General features: G+C 60.7%; 16 protein-coding genes. 9 read left to right on the top strand and 7 right to left on the bottom strand.

Features of this window, described 5'->3' with window-relative positions; all coding sequences use genetic code 11:
• Positions 1 to 92: 92 nt before the first annotated feature.
• Entirely contained in the window at positions 93 to 896 is an 804-nt protein-coding gene (locus JKL46_RS22780) for an IclR family transcriptional regulator (protein ID WP_246529469.1), read from the bottom strand.
• A gap of 117 nt (positions 897 to 1013) precedes the next feature.
• Here JKL46_RS22780 and JKL46_RS22785 point away from each other — a divergent pair, with 117 nt between their 5' ends.
• The 9 genes from JKL46_RS22785 (at position 1014) to JKL46_RS22825 (ending at position 9637) form a co-directional block, all read left to right on the top strand.
• Positions 1014 to 1448 carry a VOC family protein gene (locus JKL46_RS22785; RefSeq protein WP_201837687.1) on the top strand — a complete coding sequence of 145 codons (435 nt, stop codon included), beginning with the start codon at positions 1014 to 1016 and terminating at the stop codon, positions 1446 to 1448.
• Positions 1449 to 1457: 9 nt separating this feature from the next.
• Positions 1458 to 2633: a mandelate racemase/muconate lactonizing enzyme family protein gene (locus JKL46_RS22790; protein WP_201837689.1), complete on the top strand. Its 1176-nt coding sequence runs from the start codon at positions 1458 to 1460 to the stop codon at positions 2631 to 2633.
• A gap of 18 nt (positions 2634 to 2651) precedes the next feature.
• Positions 2652 to 3818: a mannonate dehydratase gene (locus tag JKL46_RS22795; RefSeq protein WP_201837691.1), complete on the top strand. Its 1167-nt coding sequence runs from the start codon at positions 2652 to 2654 to the stop codon at positions 3816 to 3818.
• Between the two features lie 17 nt (positions 3819 to 3835).
• Positions 3836 to 5053 (top strand): ABC transporter substrate-binding protein, encoded by a 1218-nt coding sequence (locus JKL46_RS22800; protein WP_201837692.1) that lies wholly within the window; start codon positions 3836 to 3838, stop codon positions 5051 to 5053.
• Between the two features lie 68 nt (positions 5054 to 5121).
• Positions 5122 to 5979 (top strand): carbohydrate ABC transporter permease, encoded by an 858-nt coding sequence (locus JKL46_RS22805; protein ID WP_343074097.1) that lies wholly within the window; start codon positions 5122 to 5124, stop codon positions 5977 to 5979.
• Positions 5976 to 6836 carry a carbohydrate ABC transporter permease gene (locus JKL46_RS22810; RefSeq protein ID WP_343074098.1) on the top strand — a complete coding sequence of 287 codons (861 nt, stop codon included), beginning with the start codon at positions 5976 to 5978 and terminating at the stop codon, positions 6834 to 6836. Before JKL46_RS22805 ends, JKL46_RS22810 begins: the two co-directional genes overlap by 4 nt.
• Before the next feature lie 9 nt (positions 6837 to 6845).
• Positions 6846 to 7652 (top strand): aldo/keto reductase, encoded by an 807-nt coding sequence (locus JKL46_RS22815; protein WP_201837693.1) that lies wholly within the window; start codon positions 6846 to 6848, stop codon positions 7650 to 7652.
• 24 nt (positions 7653 to 7676) lie between these two features.
• On the top strand, positions 7677 to 8414 hold the full coding sequence (locus tag JKL46_RS22820) for an RraA family protein (RefSeq protein WP_201837694.1): 738 nt from the start codon (positions 7677 to 7679) through the stop codon (positions 8412 to 8414).
• Between the two features lie 26 nt (positions 8415 to 8440).
• Entirely contained in the window at positions 8441 to 9637 is a 1197-nt protein-coding gene (locus JKL46_RS22825; protein WP_201837695.1) for a mandelate racemase/muconate lactonizing enzyme family protein, read from the top strand.
• Between the two features lie 53 nt (positions 9638 to 9690).
• Here the strand turns inward: JKL46_RS22825 and JKL46_RS22830 are convergent, their stop codons facing one another.
• The 6 genes from JKL46_RS22830 to JKL46_RS22855 all read right to left on the bottom strand — a co-directional run bounded on the left by JKL46_RS22830 (position 9691) and on the right by JKL46_RS22855 (position 15791).
• Positions 9691 to 10515: an ATP-binding cassette domain-containing protein gene (locus JKL46_RS22830; RefSeq protein ID WP_201837696.1), complete on the bottom strand. Its 825-nt coding sequence runs from the start codon at positions 10513 to 10515 to the stop codon at positions 9691 to 9693.
• Positions 10484 to 11467: an ABC transporter ATP-binding protein gene (locus JKL46_RS22835; protein ID WP_201837697.1), complete on the bottom strand. Its 984-nt coding sequence runs from the start codon at positions 11465 to 11467 to the stop codon at positions 10484 to 10486. Before JKL46_RS22835 ends, JKL46_RS22830 begins: the two co-directional genes overlap by 32 nt.
• Entirely contained in the window at positions 11464 to 12381 is a 918-nt protein-coding gene (locus JKL46_RS22840; protein ID WP_201837699.1) for an ABC transporter permease, read from the bottom strand. Before JKL46_RS22840 ends, JKL46_RS22835 begins: the two co-directional genes overlap by 4 nt.
• A 1-nt stretch (position 12382) precedes the next feature.
• Positions 12383 to 13390, bottom strand: coding sequence for an ABC transporter permease (locus JKL46_RS22845; RefSeq protein ID WP_201837701.1), 1008 nt, complete (start codon positions 13388 to 13390; stop codon positions 12383 to 12385).
• Positions 13391 to 13498: 108 nt separating this feature from the next.
• Entirely contained in the window at positions 13499 to 15088 is a 1590-nt protein-coding gene (locus JKL46_RS22850; protein WP_201837703.1) for an ABC transporter substrate-binding protein, read from the bottom strand.
• Between the two features lie 37 nt (positions 15089 to 15125).
• Positions 15126 to 15791 (bottom strand): AroM family protein, encoded by a 666-nt coding sequence (locus JKL46_RS22855; protein ID WP_201837705.1) that lies wholly within the window; start codon positions 15789 to 15791, stop codon positions 15126 to 15128.
• Positions 15792 to 15871: the final 80 nt, after the last annotated feature.

The raw sequence follows: 15871 nt of genomic DNA on the forward strand, positions 1-15871 counted from the left end.
AGATCCGCATCACGCCCGATCCGAAGTTCGTCCACCTCTTCGACGAGCAGACCGGAAAACGACTCTGAACGCTCACGCAGCCAAGGACGGCGTCAGCCAGACAATGCCGTGCTTATCTCGTGCGCCACGCTGATCACGGCGTGCCGGATATTCTCGGCCTGCTCGGATTCGGTACCGTGAAGGAACGGGATACTCAGCGCGGCAAGCACCCGTCCGCTATGATCCCGGATCGGTGCCGCGTAGGCGTAGATGCTGGGCGCGCTCTCGCCACGGTCCTGTGCCCAGCCCTGGCGGCGGATGCGTGTTGCTTCCGCCTTGAGTCGCTTGGGATCGGTGACCGTTCGTGAGGTGAAGGCGGAAAGAGGACGGGAGAGCCAATCCGCTTGCCTCTCGGGCGGCTCAAAGGCGAAGAGAAGCTTGCCGGCTGCGCCCGCATTGATGGGCATCTGCTGGCCGGGCGTCACCCCCAGCGCATAGGGGCGTCGGCCCTGCGCCGCTGCGAGCACCAGCACGCCGCCGCCCTCAAGCACTGACAGCTTGACGCTATGCCCTGCGGAAATCGCGATCTGATCGAGGAAGGGCTGAGCCAGCGCGGCAAGATCGAGTTCGGCTGCGCCGGACGGGACGTGAGCGGCGAGCTTCCGCAGACGCTGGCCCAGCCGATAGATGCCGGAGCCGTCGCGTTGCACGACATCGTGCACCTCCAGGGTGTTGAGAATTCGATAGATCGTACTGCGGGGCAGCACCAAGGCAGTCGTCAGCGCCGTTATCGAGGCGCCGTCTCGTTGATCCTCCAGGACGGATAGTACGCTCATCATGCGGTCGATGGCCGGAATGGTGTGCTGGATCGCTGCGGCATCCATACTTCGGGGTGCAACGGTCCTCGTTTTCCTCATTGACTTGTGATCCGGCTCGTTCTTAAGATGATCCAAATATGAATTCTAACTATTCATATTTGAATAATAAAATTTGAGCAAGCCGATCGAACGGCTGCCTGGCCGGAGGAAATGCCGATGCTGACGGTATCGTCGATCACCCATGTGGCCATCCGCGTGAAGGATGTGGAGCGCACCCTCGACTTCTATTCCGGCAAGCTCGGCATGCGCGAGATGATGCGGCTCGACCGGGACGGCCGCTTGTGGCTGCTCTATCTGCGCATCACCGATACCCAGTTTCTCGAAGTGTTTCCCGAGGGAGTGGGCGAGCGGGCGTCTGAGCGCGATGCGGTGGGATTCAACCACATTTGCCTTGAGGTTGCGGATATCGACGTCGCGCTGCGTGAGCTGGAGGCCGCAGGCGTGCCACTGATCAGAGACAGGCAAATGGGTGCGGACGGCAACTGGCAGGCCTGGATCGAGGATCCTGACGGTCATCGCATCGAACTGATGCAGATGATGCCCGACAGCCTCCAGGCCAAGGCCATCGTTCGCATGGCGGCTGGCGACTAGGCGGTTGCCATGAAGATTACCGGCCTCAAGACATTCGTGGCCAACGTCTCGCGGACGAACTTCGTCTTCGTGAAACTTTATACTGACGAAGGCATCGACGGTGTCGGCGAGGCGACGCTGGAGTGGAAGACGCTCGCGGTCACGGCCGCGCTGGAGGAGCTGGAGCGCCAGCTCATCGGTCGCGATCCCTTCCGATCGGACGCGCTTGTCGAGCAACTCCATCGCGACAGCTACTGGCGCACCGGCGCGGTTTTCCGTACAGCGCTTGGTGCGGTCGAGGCTGCGATGCTCGATATCAAGGGCAAAGCGCTTGGCGTGCCGGTGTTCGAACTCCTGGGCGGCAAGTACCGTGACCGGGTCGCCTGCTATGCCAATCACTGGTTCTTCGGCGCGCGCACGCCGGAGGAGTATAACGTAGCGGCGAAGCGTGGTGTCGCTATGGGTTATCATGCGCTCAAATGGGACCCATTCGAGGCGTCCGACCTCGAAATGGATCGCGCGCAGCGCCACCGCACCGTCGCAATCGTGGAGGCGGTCCGGGATGCGGTTGGGCCCGACATCGACCTAATGCTCGACGTCCATGGGCGCCTCAATGTCCCGACCGCCATCGCCATGTGCAAGGCGCTCGCTCGCTTCGACCTGACCTGGATCGAAGAACCGACGCCCCCTGAATCTATCGATGCACTTGCTGAAGTGCGAGCGAACTCACCCGTGCCCATCGCTTCGGGCGAGCGCTGGTACGAGCCGATCCGCTTCCTGGAAGCCCTGTCCAAGAAGGCGGTCGACATCCTGCAGCCCGACGTATCGCACGCGGGCGGGCTTGCGGAAACCAAGCGTATCGCTCATCTCGCTCATCTGCATCTCATCCCCGTCGCACCTCACAATCCCGTAGGCCCGGTGATGAACGCCATGACGCTGCATACGGCGGTTGCCATCCCGAACTTCTCTGTGTTCGAGACCATCAGCACTGACGTGCCATGGCGCAGGGAACTGGTGAAGGAGACACTCGTGTTCGAGGACGGGCATCTGCTCGCTCCGACGGCGCCGGGTCTCGGCGTCGAGCTCAACGAGGCGGCGTGCGCCCGCTTCCCCTATGCGGCCCATGACGTGCCGCTCTTCGACGGCTCCATCAATCTAAGCGGCGTGGCCACTGGTGTGGACGTCATGAACAAGGATCAACTCTAGCAGGAGGAGTCTGCTTCAATGCGCGTCGGCCTGACCCTCAGTGGAGACAATCTGAGCGAGGATGGCGCCATGTTTGCTGCTCAGCTCGGGGTGACCGACGTGGTCGTTCATTTCAACGATTACGCGGCTGGTCCTGATGCAGAACCCTATTTGCGGGGGGATTCGGTGGGGCCGATCCTCAAGGATTGCCACGGGGCTCCACTATGGGACTATGAGAGGATGGCAGCCGCCGCCGCCATGCTGGCGCGGCACGGGCTTCGGATCGCCGCGCTCGAAAATTTCTCGCCGGCCTTCTGGTCCGACATCCTGCTCGATGGCCCGAACCGGGCTACGCAGATGGATGGACTCAAGCAATTGGTGCGTGATGCAGGGCGGGTCGGCATCCCGATCATCGGCTACAATTTTTCCATCGCAGGCGTATGGGGCTGGCGCAAGCGTCGGGCTGCGCGCGGCGGTGCGATGACCGTGGTGATGAACCTTACTAAGGAGGAGCGGGACACACCCATCCCTGACGGCATGGTCTGGAATATGCGCTACCGCGACGGTGATCCGGCTGCCGCTCCCGTCACTGTGGGGGAGGCGGAGCTTTGGGAGCGCTTCGCGTGGTTCCTGGCGGAGCTCGTGCCGGTGGCGGAGGAGGCGGGGGTGCGTCTTGCCGCCCATCCGGACGATCCGCCGGTCGAGACCCTGCGCGGCACGGCGCGGCTCGTGAACCGGCCAGAGAAGTATGACCGCCTGCTCGCACTGGAGCCAAGCAGCGCCAATGCCCTGGAGTTCTGCATCGGCTCGCTCCAGGAAATGCCCGGCTGCGACATCTACGAAAGCACCCGCCATTACGCTCGCCGGAAGGCGCTGGCCTATGTTCATTTCCGCAACGTGCGTGGCAGCGTACCCAACTATGTCGAGACCTTTATCGATGATGGCGACGTCGACATGACGGAAATTGTCCGCATCCTCCGCGACGAGGGTTTCGAGGGCGTGCTCGTGCCTGATCACGTGCCGGATCTCACCTGCGCCGCGCCCTGGCATGCGGGCCATGCCTACACCGTCGGATACATGAAGGCCTTGATCGGGCTCGCACCGATGCTCGGACCATCCTGGTCGGCCGCGCAATCTCGTCGTGAGAAAGTCGGAACGCCTCGGACCATCAGCGTTCCAACGCATAACCGAGGGTTCAATAATTAGGGGCACAGGAGGAAACGATGAAATTGCTCAAACTCGCAGGCTTCTTCGCTCTATCCGTGCTGTCGACTGTTACGATGAACACAGGTGCCCAGGCCGGTGACGTGGTGTGGTGGGCTCCCAACTGGGGCGAGGAGAGGGCGCGCACGCTCGCCCAGAAATACATGGCCGCCAATGCCGGGACCAACATCAAAATCGAGGTGACTGTCGCGAACGGCCTCCCCGAGCGGGTGCTCACCGCCATGCGATCCGGTGCTGCCCCGGACATTATCGAGGTTCAGCATGGTTGGGTGAACGGATACGCGCAAGGAGATCTGATCGTGCCGCTCGACGACACGATTCAAGACAAGGAGGACTATGTCAAGGCGGCCATCAATTACGTCAGCTGGAACGGCAAGATCTGGGCGATGCCCTATCGCATCGAGACGCATGGAGTGATCTACAACAAGGATCACTTCAAGGAAGCCGGCCTTGACCCCGAGAAGCCGCCGAAGACCTGGGATGACCTGATTGCGGCGGCCAAGGCGCTCACGAAGAGCGGCCGCTACGGCTTTGGTATTACGGGCGGCGGCGAGGTCGGCAACACGATCTTCCGCTCACTGCCTTTCATCTGGATGAATGGCGGCGACATCATCTCGCCGGACATGAAGAAAGCGGTGCTGAACTCGCCGGAAGCGGTGAAGGCGGTCGAATTCTACACGAACTTCTACAAGCAGGGTCTCGCGCCCAAGTCGACACTCGAGAATGATGGCCTCGCGCTGCGCCGTCTCTTCATCGCCGGCACGGTGTCCGCCTATCAGTCCGGCCAATTCGATCTTCCGGCGATCCAGAAGGAGAACCCCAACATCAAGCTAGGAGCGATGATGATACCCGCACCGGCCGGCAAGCAGACTGCGGCGGTCCTGGGCGGTTGGAGCTATGTCATTCCGAAGAGTGCAAAGAACCCGGTCGAGTCAAAGAAATTCCTTCAGTTCCTGAACACGACCGAAAACCAGGGCTATTACACCGATACCTTCCCAGCCCGGACGTCCTCGATCAAGCTCCCACGCTTCGACGATTCCATGCTTAAACCCTTCGCCGAGATGCTGCCCTATGGGCGGCCTGTTCCGGTGCATAAGAACTGGGTGAAGATCGTTCAGGCCTATTTCGATGGCATCCAGCGCATCCTGCTTGGCGACCAGAGTGTCCAGAAGTCGATGGATGAAGCCAACGAAGAGATCCAGGCGCTGCTTAACTAGCCGTCTTGAAGGAGAAGGGCCGGCTCATTCAAGGAGCCGGCCCTCCCCGAAGATCGGAGTCACATGCCGTGAAATCGAATACGGGTCTTGTCTTCGCACTGCCCGCGCTGATCGTACTCTTCATGCTCATCGCCTACCCGGTGTTCTATACCGGCTGGCTGAGCGTGACGAACGATCAGGGGCAGTTCACGGGATTGCAGAACTTCTCCGCCGTGCTGCGCCCGCGTGTGACCACGCAGGCATTGTGGAACACGCTGTGGTGGGTTGCGGGCTCCATCTTTTTCCAGGTGCTGCTAGGGGTCACCGCGGCGATCCTGCTCAACCAGAACTTTATGGGCCGCGCGCTCGTGCGCTCTATTGCTCTCATTCCCTGGGTGATCCCGGGGATCGTCGCGGCGACGACCTGGGCGTGGATGTTTCACACCGAGTTCGGCATCATCAACTATATGCTCACAAGTACTGGAGCGCTCGACGAACCGGTGGGCTGGCTCACCCGATCCAATACGGTCATGCCTGCGATGATCGCCATCAATGTGTGGAAGCTCTTTCCCTTCGTGGCGATCATGGTGCTTGCTGGGCTGCAGACCATCCCGCAGGAACTCTACGAAGCTGCCCGGATGGATGGAGCGAGTTATTGGGAAGAGGTGCGCCATGTCATGCTGCCGCAGATCCGGCCCGTAATCACCGCGGTTACGCTCTTGCTGGTGATCTGGGCGCTCAATGCCATTACGATCATCTACGCCATCACCAGGGGGGGACCCGCCAATCGGACGGTGATCACGCCGATTCAGATCTTCCGACTTGCCTTCGAGAACGTCGAGTTCAATCAGGCCGCGGCGCTGAGCGTGATGTTCTTCGCGGTCGTGATGTTGATCGTGCTCGCCTACAGCAAGGCATTCGCCAGCCAGCCGGGAGAAGTCCAGTGAGACGCTCGCGGTTCACCAGCAGATCCTTGAGGCGGCCCGGGCTCAATCGCCCTTCAATCTTTCTCGGGTGCATCGTGCTCGTCTTCGTCTGCCTGTTCCCGTTCGTGTGGATGAGCCTGTCCTCGATTAAGGTACTGAACGAGCTCTACACCATTCCGCCGCAATGGTGGCCGGAACATCCGACGCTGGCGAATTATCATAAGGTTCTGTTCGAGAGCCGCATCCCGCGCTACTTCCTGAATTCCATCATCGTCTCGGTCGCTGCTACGGGTCTTGCCCTGGTCCTTGCGGTATTCGCTGCCAATGGCTTCGCCCGGTTTCGGTTCAGAGGGAGGTCCTTCTGGCAGGCCTGCATCCTCGTCGGGCAACTCCTTCCCACGGCGGCGATCATCGTGCCGCTCTTTATCACCTTGAGGGTGCTGGGACTGGTCAATACCTATTGGGGCCTCATCCTTGTCTACATGATCATCACGCTCCCGCTCAGCGTGTGGATGCTGACGAGCTATTTCAAGGCTATTCCCCTCGAATTGGAGGAGGCGGCGATCATCGATGGTGCGAGTCGCGTTGGCATCCTATTTCGCATCACGCTACCTTTGTCGCTACCCGGCATCGTGGCGGTCCTGGTCTATGCCTTCATCACGACCTGGAACGAATTCATCTTCGCCCTTTGCTTTGCGACGGATTCGCGCGTGAAGACCCTGCCCATCGGGCTTGCGGAATTCTCGACAGAATTCAATACGGATTGGGGGGCCGTTATGGCGGCTTCGATGGTGATGACGGTTCCGATCGCGCTCCTTTTTCTCGTGTTCCAGAGACACTTCGTTGGCGGTCTCACCGCCGGAGCTACCAAGGGGTGATGTCACACCATGGTTGAGATTCCAAAACTCGGGTTGGGCACATATGGCCGCACAGGCGAGAACGGCATGCTGGCCATCCTCAAGGCCCTGGAGGTCGGTTATCGCCATATAGACACAGCACAGAGCTACGACACCGAAGCCAGCGTAGGTGATGCCGTGCGTCGTAGCGGCCTTCCTCGCTCCGAGGTGTTCATCACCACGAAAGTGGCAGATACGCAGCTCGACAAGTCGCGATTCATGGACAGCGTCGAGCACAGCCTGGAGACAATCGGCGTCGGTCCCGTCGACCTTCTTCTGATCCACTGGCCAAGCAAGAATGATGCTATCCCATTCGAGGACTACATGCTGGCGTTGGCCGAGGCACAGCGGCGCGGTCACACAAGGCTGATCGGAGTCTCGAACTTCCCCGGCGTCCTGCTGGAGCGCACGGAGCGCTTGCTCGGGCCTGGCGTGATCGCCACTAATCAAGTGGAGATCCATCCCTATATGCAGGCGCCGAAGCTGACTGCCTATGCGCGAAGCAAAGACCTGACGTTGACTGCATACCAGCCGCTTTGTCGTGGTGCTGTGGCATCTGATCCTGTGCTGCGACGGATCGCCGATAAGCATGGCGTCTCGGCCTCGGCCGCTGCGCTCGCCTTTCTGGTGGCGGAGGGGCACCTGGTCATTCCGGCGTCGGCCAGCGAGGCTAACCTGCGTGCCAATTGGCAGGCACGCGACGTCATTCTGGATGCTGAGGACATGCAGGCGATACGCGCCTTGCATCGCGGCGAACGCAGCATCAACCCCGAAAAGGCACCCATCTGGGACGACTAGGCCGATTTGCGAGAGGAGCCTATCATGATCCAAACGCCGGACATCAAGCGTCCCGACCGCCACCTCGTCGAAGCTCTGCGGGAGATCGGCACCGCCACCATCTCGAGCGAGTTGCGCAATCTCGGTATCCGCAATGCCGCGATCACCGGGCCGCGCTCCTTCACTCCTGGCAGGATCGCAGCCGGCCCAGCACTGACGCTGCAATTCATGCCCATGCGCGAGGATCAGTTCGGCTCCGCGGAGTATGATGATCCCGAGAAGCAACTCCATCGTCACGTGCTCTATCATGCGCAAAAAGGAGACGTGGTCGTTGTCGATGCCCGCGGTGACATGGATAGCGGCATCTTCGGCGAGATGATGCTCACTTATTTTGTTGGTCTCGGCGGCGAGGGCGTGGTGATCGACGGATGCATCCGCGACTCGGCTAAGGCTCGCGACCTCGGTGTCGGCCTATGGATCCGTGGCGTCACGCCCAATTTTCATGCCCAGACCAACATCTTTCCTTTTGCCGTCAACGTGCCCATTGCCTGCGCCAACACCTTCGTCGTGCCGGGTGACATCATCGTCGCGGACAATGACGGTGCGGTGGTCGTTCCTATCTCATTGGCCGAACAGGTGATCGAGGTCGGCAGCAGGCATGCCGAGTGGGAGGAGTTCTCGCGGCTCCGTCTTTCTCAGGGCGGAGACTTGCGCAAATACTACCCTTTGCGTGCGGACGCAGAGGCCGAGTATCTCGCCTGGAAAGCCCCGGGAGGCTCGTGAGCGCTCTCCGTAAGGAGCATTTATTCATGAGGATCGTCGACCTGAAATGCGCCCTGATGGATGGCCATCCCATCATCCGCATCGTGACAGATGAGGGGATCAGCGGCTACGCGCAGATCGAGCATCACAAGGCGTTCATCAAGCCGCATGTGCTCTCCTTCCGTGAGGCCTTGATCGGAGCCGACCCAACCGACGTTCAGCGGGTAATGTTGCGCATCCGTCAGCGCGGTGCATTCAAGCCATATGGCAGCGCCGTGAGCGCCATCGAGATGGCCATGTGGGACATTGCCGGCAAGGCCACCGGAGTACCGGTCTACAAGCTCTTAGGGGGCAAGGTGAGGGATGAGGTTCGTGTGTACAATGGTTCGCTGCGCTTCCCCATGACAGGTTACGGCCCGAAGGATTATGCGGAGGATGTGCGCCGCATGATGGCGCTACCCGAGGGCTTCACCATCATCAAACAACCCATTTCCTTCCACAGCCCGATGAAGCGCGAGGTGCCGGGATACTACTACGGAAAACCCGAGCTGGGTCACTTCCACGGCGCGCTCGACAGGGGGCCATTAACCGAGCGTGGATTGTCCCATACCGTCGAATGCGTAGCGGCGATGAAGGAGGTGCTGGGCGATCGCGTCGGCCTCGCTCTCGACTGTGGGCCCGGCTGGATGCTCTCGGATGCGATTCGCTTCGCGCGTGCCGTCGAACCCTACAACCTCCTGTGGCTCGAGGACATGCTCACCGGTGACTACATCCCCTATGTCGATGCAGATATGTACCGGGAGCTGACGCTCTCGACCTCCACACCCATTCATACCGGTGAGCAGATCTATCTGCGGCAGAACTTCAAGGAGCTGATCGAGAAGAAGGCCGTGCGCGTCATTGGGCCGGACCCCTGCGATGTCGGCGGCATCGCAGAGCTGAAATGGATTGCTGAGTATGCCGACCTCCACAGTGTTCTGATCGCACCTCATGGGACCGCTAATGGTCTTCTGGGCCTCGCCGCGCTCGTCCAGGTTTGCGCAACGCTGCCACACAATTTTATCGCTTTCGAGTACCCCGGCGCCAATGCTCCATGGTGGCCCGACATCATCGAGGGCCTGCCGTCGCCTGTCGTGAAGAACGGCATGATTGCGGTCTGGGACCGGCCGGGAATGGGCTTTGACCTCATCCCCGAACTCGCCCGGGCTTATCTTGCCGAAGAGGATGGCACTTTTTTCGACTGAGGTCCCGCGGATTGTGATTGAGGCTTGGCGAACCCGGCAACACGAGAAGCAGATTAAACGCAAAGCCGCGGAATACGAGGCACGCTATCGATCAGTTTCCGAGTGTAGGCCTCACGAGGCGATTTGAAGACGGCATCGGTAGACCCACTCTCTACGATCCTACCCTTGCTCATGACGATCACGTCATCGCAAAGATGTCGGACGACGGCCAGATTGTGGGAGATGAAGAGATACGTCAGGTTCAGGCGAACTCTGAGATCCTGCAGGAACATGAGGATTTGAGCCTGTACTGAAACGTCGAGAGCAGAGGTCGGTTCGTCAAGGACGAGCAGGCGGGGCTCCAAGGCAACGGCGCGGGCGATGCAGACGCGCTGCTTCTGCCCCCCGGAAAGCTCGTGCGGATATCGGTATTTGAATGCCTTCGGTAGACTGATGATATCGAGCAGAGCCTCGACCCTGCGCTCAAGCTCCGCGCCTCGAATCCTGGTTTGCACTAGGAATGGCTCCGCGATCGCGCTCCCAATCGTATCGCGCGGGTTCAGCGCGGAATGCGGATTCTGAAATACGATCTGCATATGCCGGCGGGTTTGGCGCAGGGCCTCTCCCGATTTGGCAGTCAGATTCTCGCCCTCGAACATGATCTGTCCGGAGCTCGGCTCGATCAGCCGCATCACCATACGTGCGACCGTGGACTTGCCCGATCCTGACTCGCCGACGATCCCGAGCACCTTTCCAGGCTTGACGTCCAGGGAGACGCCATCGACGGCGCGAAAGTCCTGCCCTCCGGTATGGAAGACCTTGGTGAGATCGCGAGCGGAGAGGAGGGGCTCCGCCTCCGGCCCCGTCTCAGTCGAAAGCATGGTGGCAAGCGACGACATGATCGGCTCCAACGCTACGCGTTTCGGGTTTCTCTTGACGGCAGATCGCCGTGGCTCGCGGGCAGCGGGGATGAAAGCGGCACCCGGACGGCGGATTGATGAGATTCGGGATCGTGCCCGGGATCGCTTCCAGCGGCTGCGCGTCCCCCTCGATGTCGGGAAGTGCTGCCAGAAGGCCGCGGGTATAGGGATGGCGCGGCCTCGTGAGGATACTCTTGGCCGTTCCCTGCTCCACCACGGTGCCCGCATACATCACCGCCACACGGCGGGAGAGGGCGGCAATCGCGCCAACGTCGTGACTGATCATGACGACGGTCAGGCCGAGGCGATCGACCAGACCGCGCAGGAGCTTCAGGATCTCCGCCTGAATCGTCACGTCCAGCGCGGTCGTGGGCTCGTCCGCTATCAGCAGCTTGGGCTCGCCTGCCAATGCCATGGCGATCAGGATGCGCTGACGCATGCCGCCGGAGAGCTGGTGAGGATAGCTCTTGAGCACACGCTGCGTATCGGCGATCTGGACCTGTTCAAGCAGCCGCACACAGCGTGCCAGCCGGTCAGTCTTCGCGGGAGCGGGCTTGCCCTGTGCCCGATAATGGGCCGTGATCACATCGAATAATTGTCGGCCGATCGTCAGCAGCGGGTTCAGATACGTCATCGGGTCCTGGAAGATCATGGAGATCTTCACGCCGCGCACACGCCGCCAATCCGCCTCGCTCAACTCGTCGAGAGCAGTGGAATCGAAAACGATGTGTCCCGACACGCGCCTGGCGTTGCGAGGGCCGATGCCCATGATCGAGCGGGCGAGAACGGTCTTGCCGCAGCCGCTCTCTCCGACGATCCCCAGAGTGTCGCCCTGTTCAAGCGCGATATCGATGCCGTCGAGCACCTTGAGGACGCCGTCGAATGTCGGGATGTCCAGGCGGTAGTTGTCGATGTTGAGCAAAGCTGTCATCGGCCACGGCTCCGAGGGTCGAGGATGTCGCGCAGACCATCGCCGAGAAGGTTGAATCCAAGCACGGTCAGGAAGATTGCGAGACCCGGAAATGCCGAATACCACCACCAGTCGGGCATGTAGGTGCGAGCAACGGAGATCATCGCGCCCCACTCCGGATGAGGGGGCTTGGCGCCGAGGCCGATGAAGCCGAGGCTTGCGGCCGAGAGAATGGCCATGCCCATGTCCATGCTGGCCTTGACGACGATCGGCGTCATGCAATTGGGCAGGATATGCTTGCGCAGGATCCAGGGCGTCTTCGCGCCGAGCGCGCGGGCGGCTTCCACGTGAAGCTCTTCCTTGATGGAGAGTGTCTTCGCCTCGACCAGCCGCACATATCCGGGCCACCACACGATGGCGAGGGCGATCACGCAATTGGTGATGCCCGGCCCGAGTGCGGCAACGATGGCAAGGGCGAGCGCGAGGCCGGGAACTGCCAGGAACAGTTCCGTGACGCGCATGATCGCCGCGCGCACGAAACCGCCCTTGTAACCGGCGATGATGCCAAGCGGCACACCGATGCCCGCGCCGATGCCGGTGATGACGAGGCCAATCCACAAAGATGTGCGCGCACCGACAATGACGCGTGAGAGGATGTCGGCGCCCATTTCATCCGTGCCGAAGGGATGCGCGAGGCTCGGGGCAAGCAGACGCTGGCCGAGCTTTACTGCGCCCATCGTATCTTCGGGATAGGGGGCCAGCATCGGTCCGAAAGCCGCCAGGATGAGGAACAGCAGCACGAGCGCGAGCCCCAGCATCGAAGAGAAGCTGCCGGTAAACAGGTGGACATAGAGGCGCCACTGGCGGATCGTGCTGGCGTGGCGCTCTCTGAACGTCGGAACGTGCACGGCGGTGCTCTGAAGTTCAGCCGACATTTCACGCGCTCCTCAGGCGAGGATCGATCCAGGCATAGGCCAAGTCGACCAGCGTGTTCGTAATCATGAAAAAGAAGCCGATGACGAGAGTGACGCCGACAACTGGCTTGAAATCGGAGGCCAGAGCCGAGGACACGGCATAGAGGCCGATTCCGGGCCAGTCGAACACGGTCTCCACGAGTACGGTCGAACCTAGCATCCAGCCGAATCGGAGGCCGATCATGGCGAGTGTCGGAAGGAGGGCGTTCTTGAGTGCGTAGATCATGACGATCCGGGAGGAGCTGATGCCATGCGCACGGGCGGCCACAATGTGATCGGATTGCAGGACCTCGATCATCTCGGCCCGATTCACGCGCAGAATGGATGCCAGGCATGGGAACGACAAGACGATCGCGGGCAGAATGACGTGAGAAAGGGCAGCCCGGAACGTGTCGAACTGGCCACGCAGAAGGCTGTCTACCAGAAGAAGATGGGTGATGGGCTCAGGCGGCAGCTCGGTTAGCGGAAGCCGGCCGGAGACGGGCAGCCATTCCAGGCGGACGGCAAAGAAAAGTTGCAGCAGGATGCCGAACCAAAAGGCGGGCAGGGCGACGCCGGAAATGGAAAAGATGCGCGTGACCTGATCGAGAAACTTGTCCTTGTAGACGGCGGAGAGCATGCCGAAGGGCACGCCGACCAGGATGCCCAGCACCATCGCAACGAGCACCAGCTCAAGGGTCGCGGGAACGTAGCGCGCAAGCTCATCGATGACCGGGCGGGTGGAGACAATGGAACGACCAAGATCGCCCGTCAGCAGGTCACCCATATAAATTGCGAATTGCGCGTAGAGCGGTCGATCCAGACCATATTCCTGACGGATCGTTTCGACCATGTCGTTGGTGGCATCAGGTCCTGCAACGAGGCGCGCCGGATCGCCCGGCGCCACGTTGGTGATGAGGAAAGTCAGGGCCGCAAGGCCGAGCATGGTGCCAACCAGCACCGCAACCTTGCGGAAGGTGAACGTCAGCATGGCGTCATGTCCTTCCGTCGAGAACAATGTTCCCGGAATGCGGGGTCGTTGAGACCCCGCATCCGTCACGTGAGCAGTCGAACTGCGCCAAATCTTTGGCTGCGTTCATTACTTGGCTTCGACCCAGAGAGGATAGAGATCCACCTCGCCCGTGAAGCGGACCGGACTGAAAGAGAAGCCTTTCAGATAATCCCGGTGCGCCCAGCGGCGGTCCTGCATCATGCCGAACACTTCCGGCTGATCCTCGACGATCTGCTTTTGAATTTCTTCATAGAGCTTGGCGCGCTCGTTCCAATCGCTGCTCCGGCGTGCAGCATCGATCTTCGCCGTGACATCGGGGTTCTGATAGAACGACATGGCAAAGTACTGGCCATAGGAATTCGGATGGTATTGATAAGCCACCGCGTCTGGATCGGTTGAGATTGGCGTCACGTAGACCGAGCTCATGGCCGGCGAGCTCTCAACCTTGGACCCCTTTGCAACCATGTTCGGCCATTGCTCGGGACGCAACTCCACCTTGATGTTCAGCGGAGCCAGATTGTCGAGAAGCAGAAGGCCGATGCGGCGCGCCTCCTCCAGGCCAGCCACGTGGTAGTACTCGAGAGTCAGGCCGCCATTCGGATACTGCGACTTGGCAAGAAACTCCTTTGCCTTGGCGAGATCCTTCCGCGGCAGGTTCGGTACATCGACATGACCGCGCAGGGCATTCGGGAAGGGGCTTGTCTGGAGCTTAGCGGCGCCGTTGTAGATCTGCACGAGGCCGTCGTAATCGAAGGCATAGGCAATCGCCTTGCGCAGGTTCTTGTCTGCAGTCGGGCCCTGCTGATTGTTGAACTTGATGCTGAACGTCGTCATGCCCGGGTGATCCTGGATGGTCACACCACGCTGCTTCGCAATCTGCACGTAATCGTCCGGGGTGAGGCCCTCGACGATGTCGACCTCGCCGCGCAGGAGAGCGGCCTTCTGAGCTGCGGGCTCCCGGACGATCCGATAGATGACGCCCGCGGGACGGTTGGCTTCGCCTTGCGGCCAGCCTTTCCAGTAATCCTTGACGGCCTGGACTTCGTACAGGACGTTCGGCTCCCACCGCTTCAGCTTGAAGGGGCCTGAGCCTGCGGCATTGTCTGTCAGCCACTTCTGGCCATAATCGCCGTCCACCTCGTGGGCCTTCACTTCCTTCGGGTTGACCACGTACCACCAGGGCAGGAAGGACAGGAAAGCGGAGTAGGGGGACTTCAGCTTGAAGCGAACGGTGCGGGCATCGACGACCTCGACGCCCTCCGGATCGAGAAAGTCCTTCAGCATCCAGGCCACGCCCTTGTTGAGCTTCAGGCCGCGCTCGAACGAGTAGCGAATGGCTTCGGCATCGACTGGATCGCCGTTGTGGAACTTGGCGTTGCCGGCCAGGTGAAATGTCCAGGTCTTGCCATCCTCGCTGGTTTCCCAGCGCTCGGCCAGCCAGGGCTTGATCTCGGCGGGATTACCTTCGTACTTCACAAGCGCGTCGTAGACGGCCTGTTGCATCATGCGTGTCGACCAGTCGTAGCGCACGTGCGGATCGAGCACGGGAATTTGCTGGCGTCCGCCAAACACGATGACCTTGCCGCCTTCCACGCGCTCGAATGCGAAGGCCGGCTGGGACTGCGCCATGCCGGCAATGAGGCTTGCCGCAGCAACTCCGAAAATCCAGTTCCTCATCACTCTCTCCTGTTCCCTTTAGCTTTTCAGTTGACTGTCAGAGGATTTGACGGATGGCGCCGGAAACGATCCGGCGCGACAGAAGCACGGGGGCGGAGATCGCACTGCGAACCTCCGCGCGCATGGCGTTCGAGTAACCCATGCAATGCATGACGACGAGATCGCACCCTGCTAGCAACTTCGCCTTGTCTGCCATGTCGTCCCCGGCATAGGGCGATGCTGCGGCGAGCGTCGCGGTCGTGTTGAAGACGTGACGCTTAGGAAATTCTTCGATCTGCCTCTCCAAAGGAAGCAAAACGCCCAGGCGCTTCGAGGAGGCCGCCATCGCCTCGACCATGGAATCGACGATGCGCTGCGACTCGATCATCAGCGTCTTTTTCAGGGGAGCGACATGCGTGCCTGTGCAGAGAAGAACGACGGCATCAAAGCCTTCGTTGTCGATACGCTGGAGAAGCTCTTCGAGACGGATCTCGATCCGCTCCTTGGAGATGGTAACCTCGCTGCCGTTCCGCCGACGCGTCGCGAACGATGTTTCGCCGGAGAGCGGGGTCAGCGCAGCGACCTCCGCTTCCGTGAGGTCGTCCATCGCACCGAATTCGACAGCTTCCACGTCGCCGCCAATATCCGCCAGCATTTCGGGGACAATGTCGACCCGCGGAGTCTCGCCAATGGTCACGAATGCAAGCCGCAGCTTTCTCGTCATATCTTCATCCCGCTTCAGTAGATTGAAGCAGGCTAAATTTGGCAGGCGGATCGGGCTATAGGGGAATGCCCGTACAAATA

Origin of the sequence: Microvirga zambiensis WSM3693 (genome assembly GCF_016735695.1) — a bacterium.
Lineage (GTDB): Bacteria > Pseudomonadota > Alphaproteobacteria > Rhizobiales > Beijerinckiaceae > Microvirga > Microvirga zambiensis.

Excerpts from the sequence above, each read along its gene's own strand:
- JKL46_RS22840 (WP_201837699.1), bottom strand. The coding sequence starts at position 12,381 with ATGTCGGCTGAACTTCAGAGCACCGCCGTGCACGTTCCGACGTTCAGA.
- JKL46_RS22795 (WP_201837691.1), top strand. The coding sequence starts at position 2,652 with ATGCGCGTCGGCCTGACCCTCAGTGGAGACAATCTGAGCGAGGATGGC.
- JKL46_RS22780 (WP_246529469.1), bottom strand. The coding sequence starts at position 896 with ATGAGGAAAACGAGGACCGTTGCACCCCGAAGTATGGATGCCGCAGCG.
- JKL46_RS22825 (WP_201837695.1), top strand. The coding sequence starts at position 8,441 with ATGAGGATCGTCGACCTGAAATGCGCCCTGATGGATGGCCATCCCATC.
- JKL46_RS22785 (WP_201837687.1), top strand. The coding sequence starts at position 1,014 with ATGCTGACGGTATCGTCGATCACCCATGTGGCCATCCGCGTGAAGGAT.
- JKL46_RS22855 (WP_201837705.1), bottom strand. The coding sequence starts at position 15,791 with ATGACGAGAAAGCTGCGGCTTGCATTCGTGACCATTGGCGAGACTCCG.
- JKL46_RS22790 (WP_201837689.1), top strand. The coding sequence starts at position 1,458 with ATGAAGATTACCGGCCTCAAGACATTCGTGGCCAACGTCTCGCGGACG.
- JKL46_RS22800 (WP_201837692.1), top strand. The coding sequence starts at position 3,836 with ATGAAATTGCTCAAACTCGCAGGCTTCTTCGCTCTATCCGTGCTGTCG.
- JKL46_RS22820 (WP_201837694.1), top strand. The coding sequence starts at position 7,677 with ATGATCCAAACGCCGGACATCAAGCGTCCCGACCGCCACCTCGTCGAA.
- JKL46_RS22830 (WP_201837696.1), bottom strand. The coding sequence starts at position 10,515 with ATGTCGTCGCTTGCCACCATGCTTTCGACTGAGACGGGGCCGGAGGCG.
- JKL46_RS22845 (WP_201837701.1), bottom strand. The coding sequence starts at position 13,390 with ATGCTGACGTTCACCTTCCGCAAGGTTGCGGTGCTGGTTGGCACCATG.
- JKL46_RS22815 (WP_201837693.1), top strand. The coding sequence starts at position 6,846 with ATGGTTGAGATTCCAAAACTCGGGTTGGGCACATATGGCCGCACAGGC.
- JKL46_RS22850 (WP_201837703.1), bottom strand. The coding sequence starts at position 15,088 with ATGAGGAACTGGATTTTCGGAGTTGCTGCGGCAAGCCTCATTGCCGGC.
- JKL46_RS22835 (WP_201837697.1), bottom strand. The coding sequence starts at position 11,467 with ATGACAGCTTTGCTCAACATCGACAACTACCGCCTGGACATCCCGACA.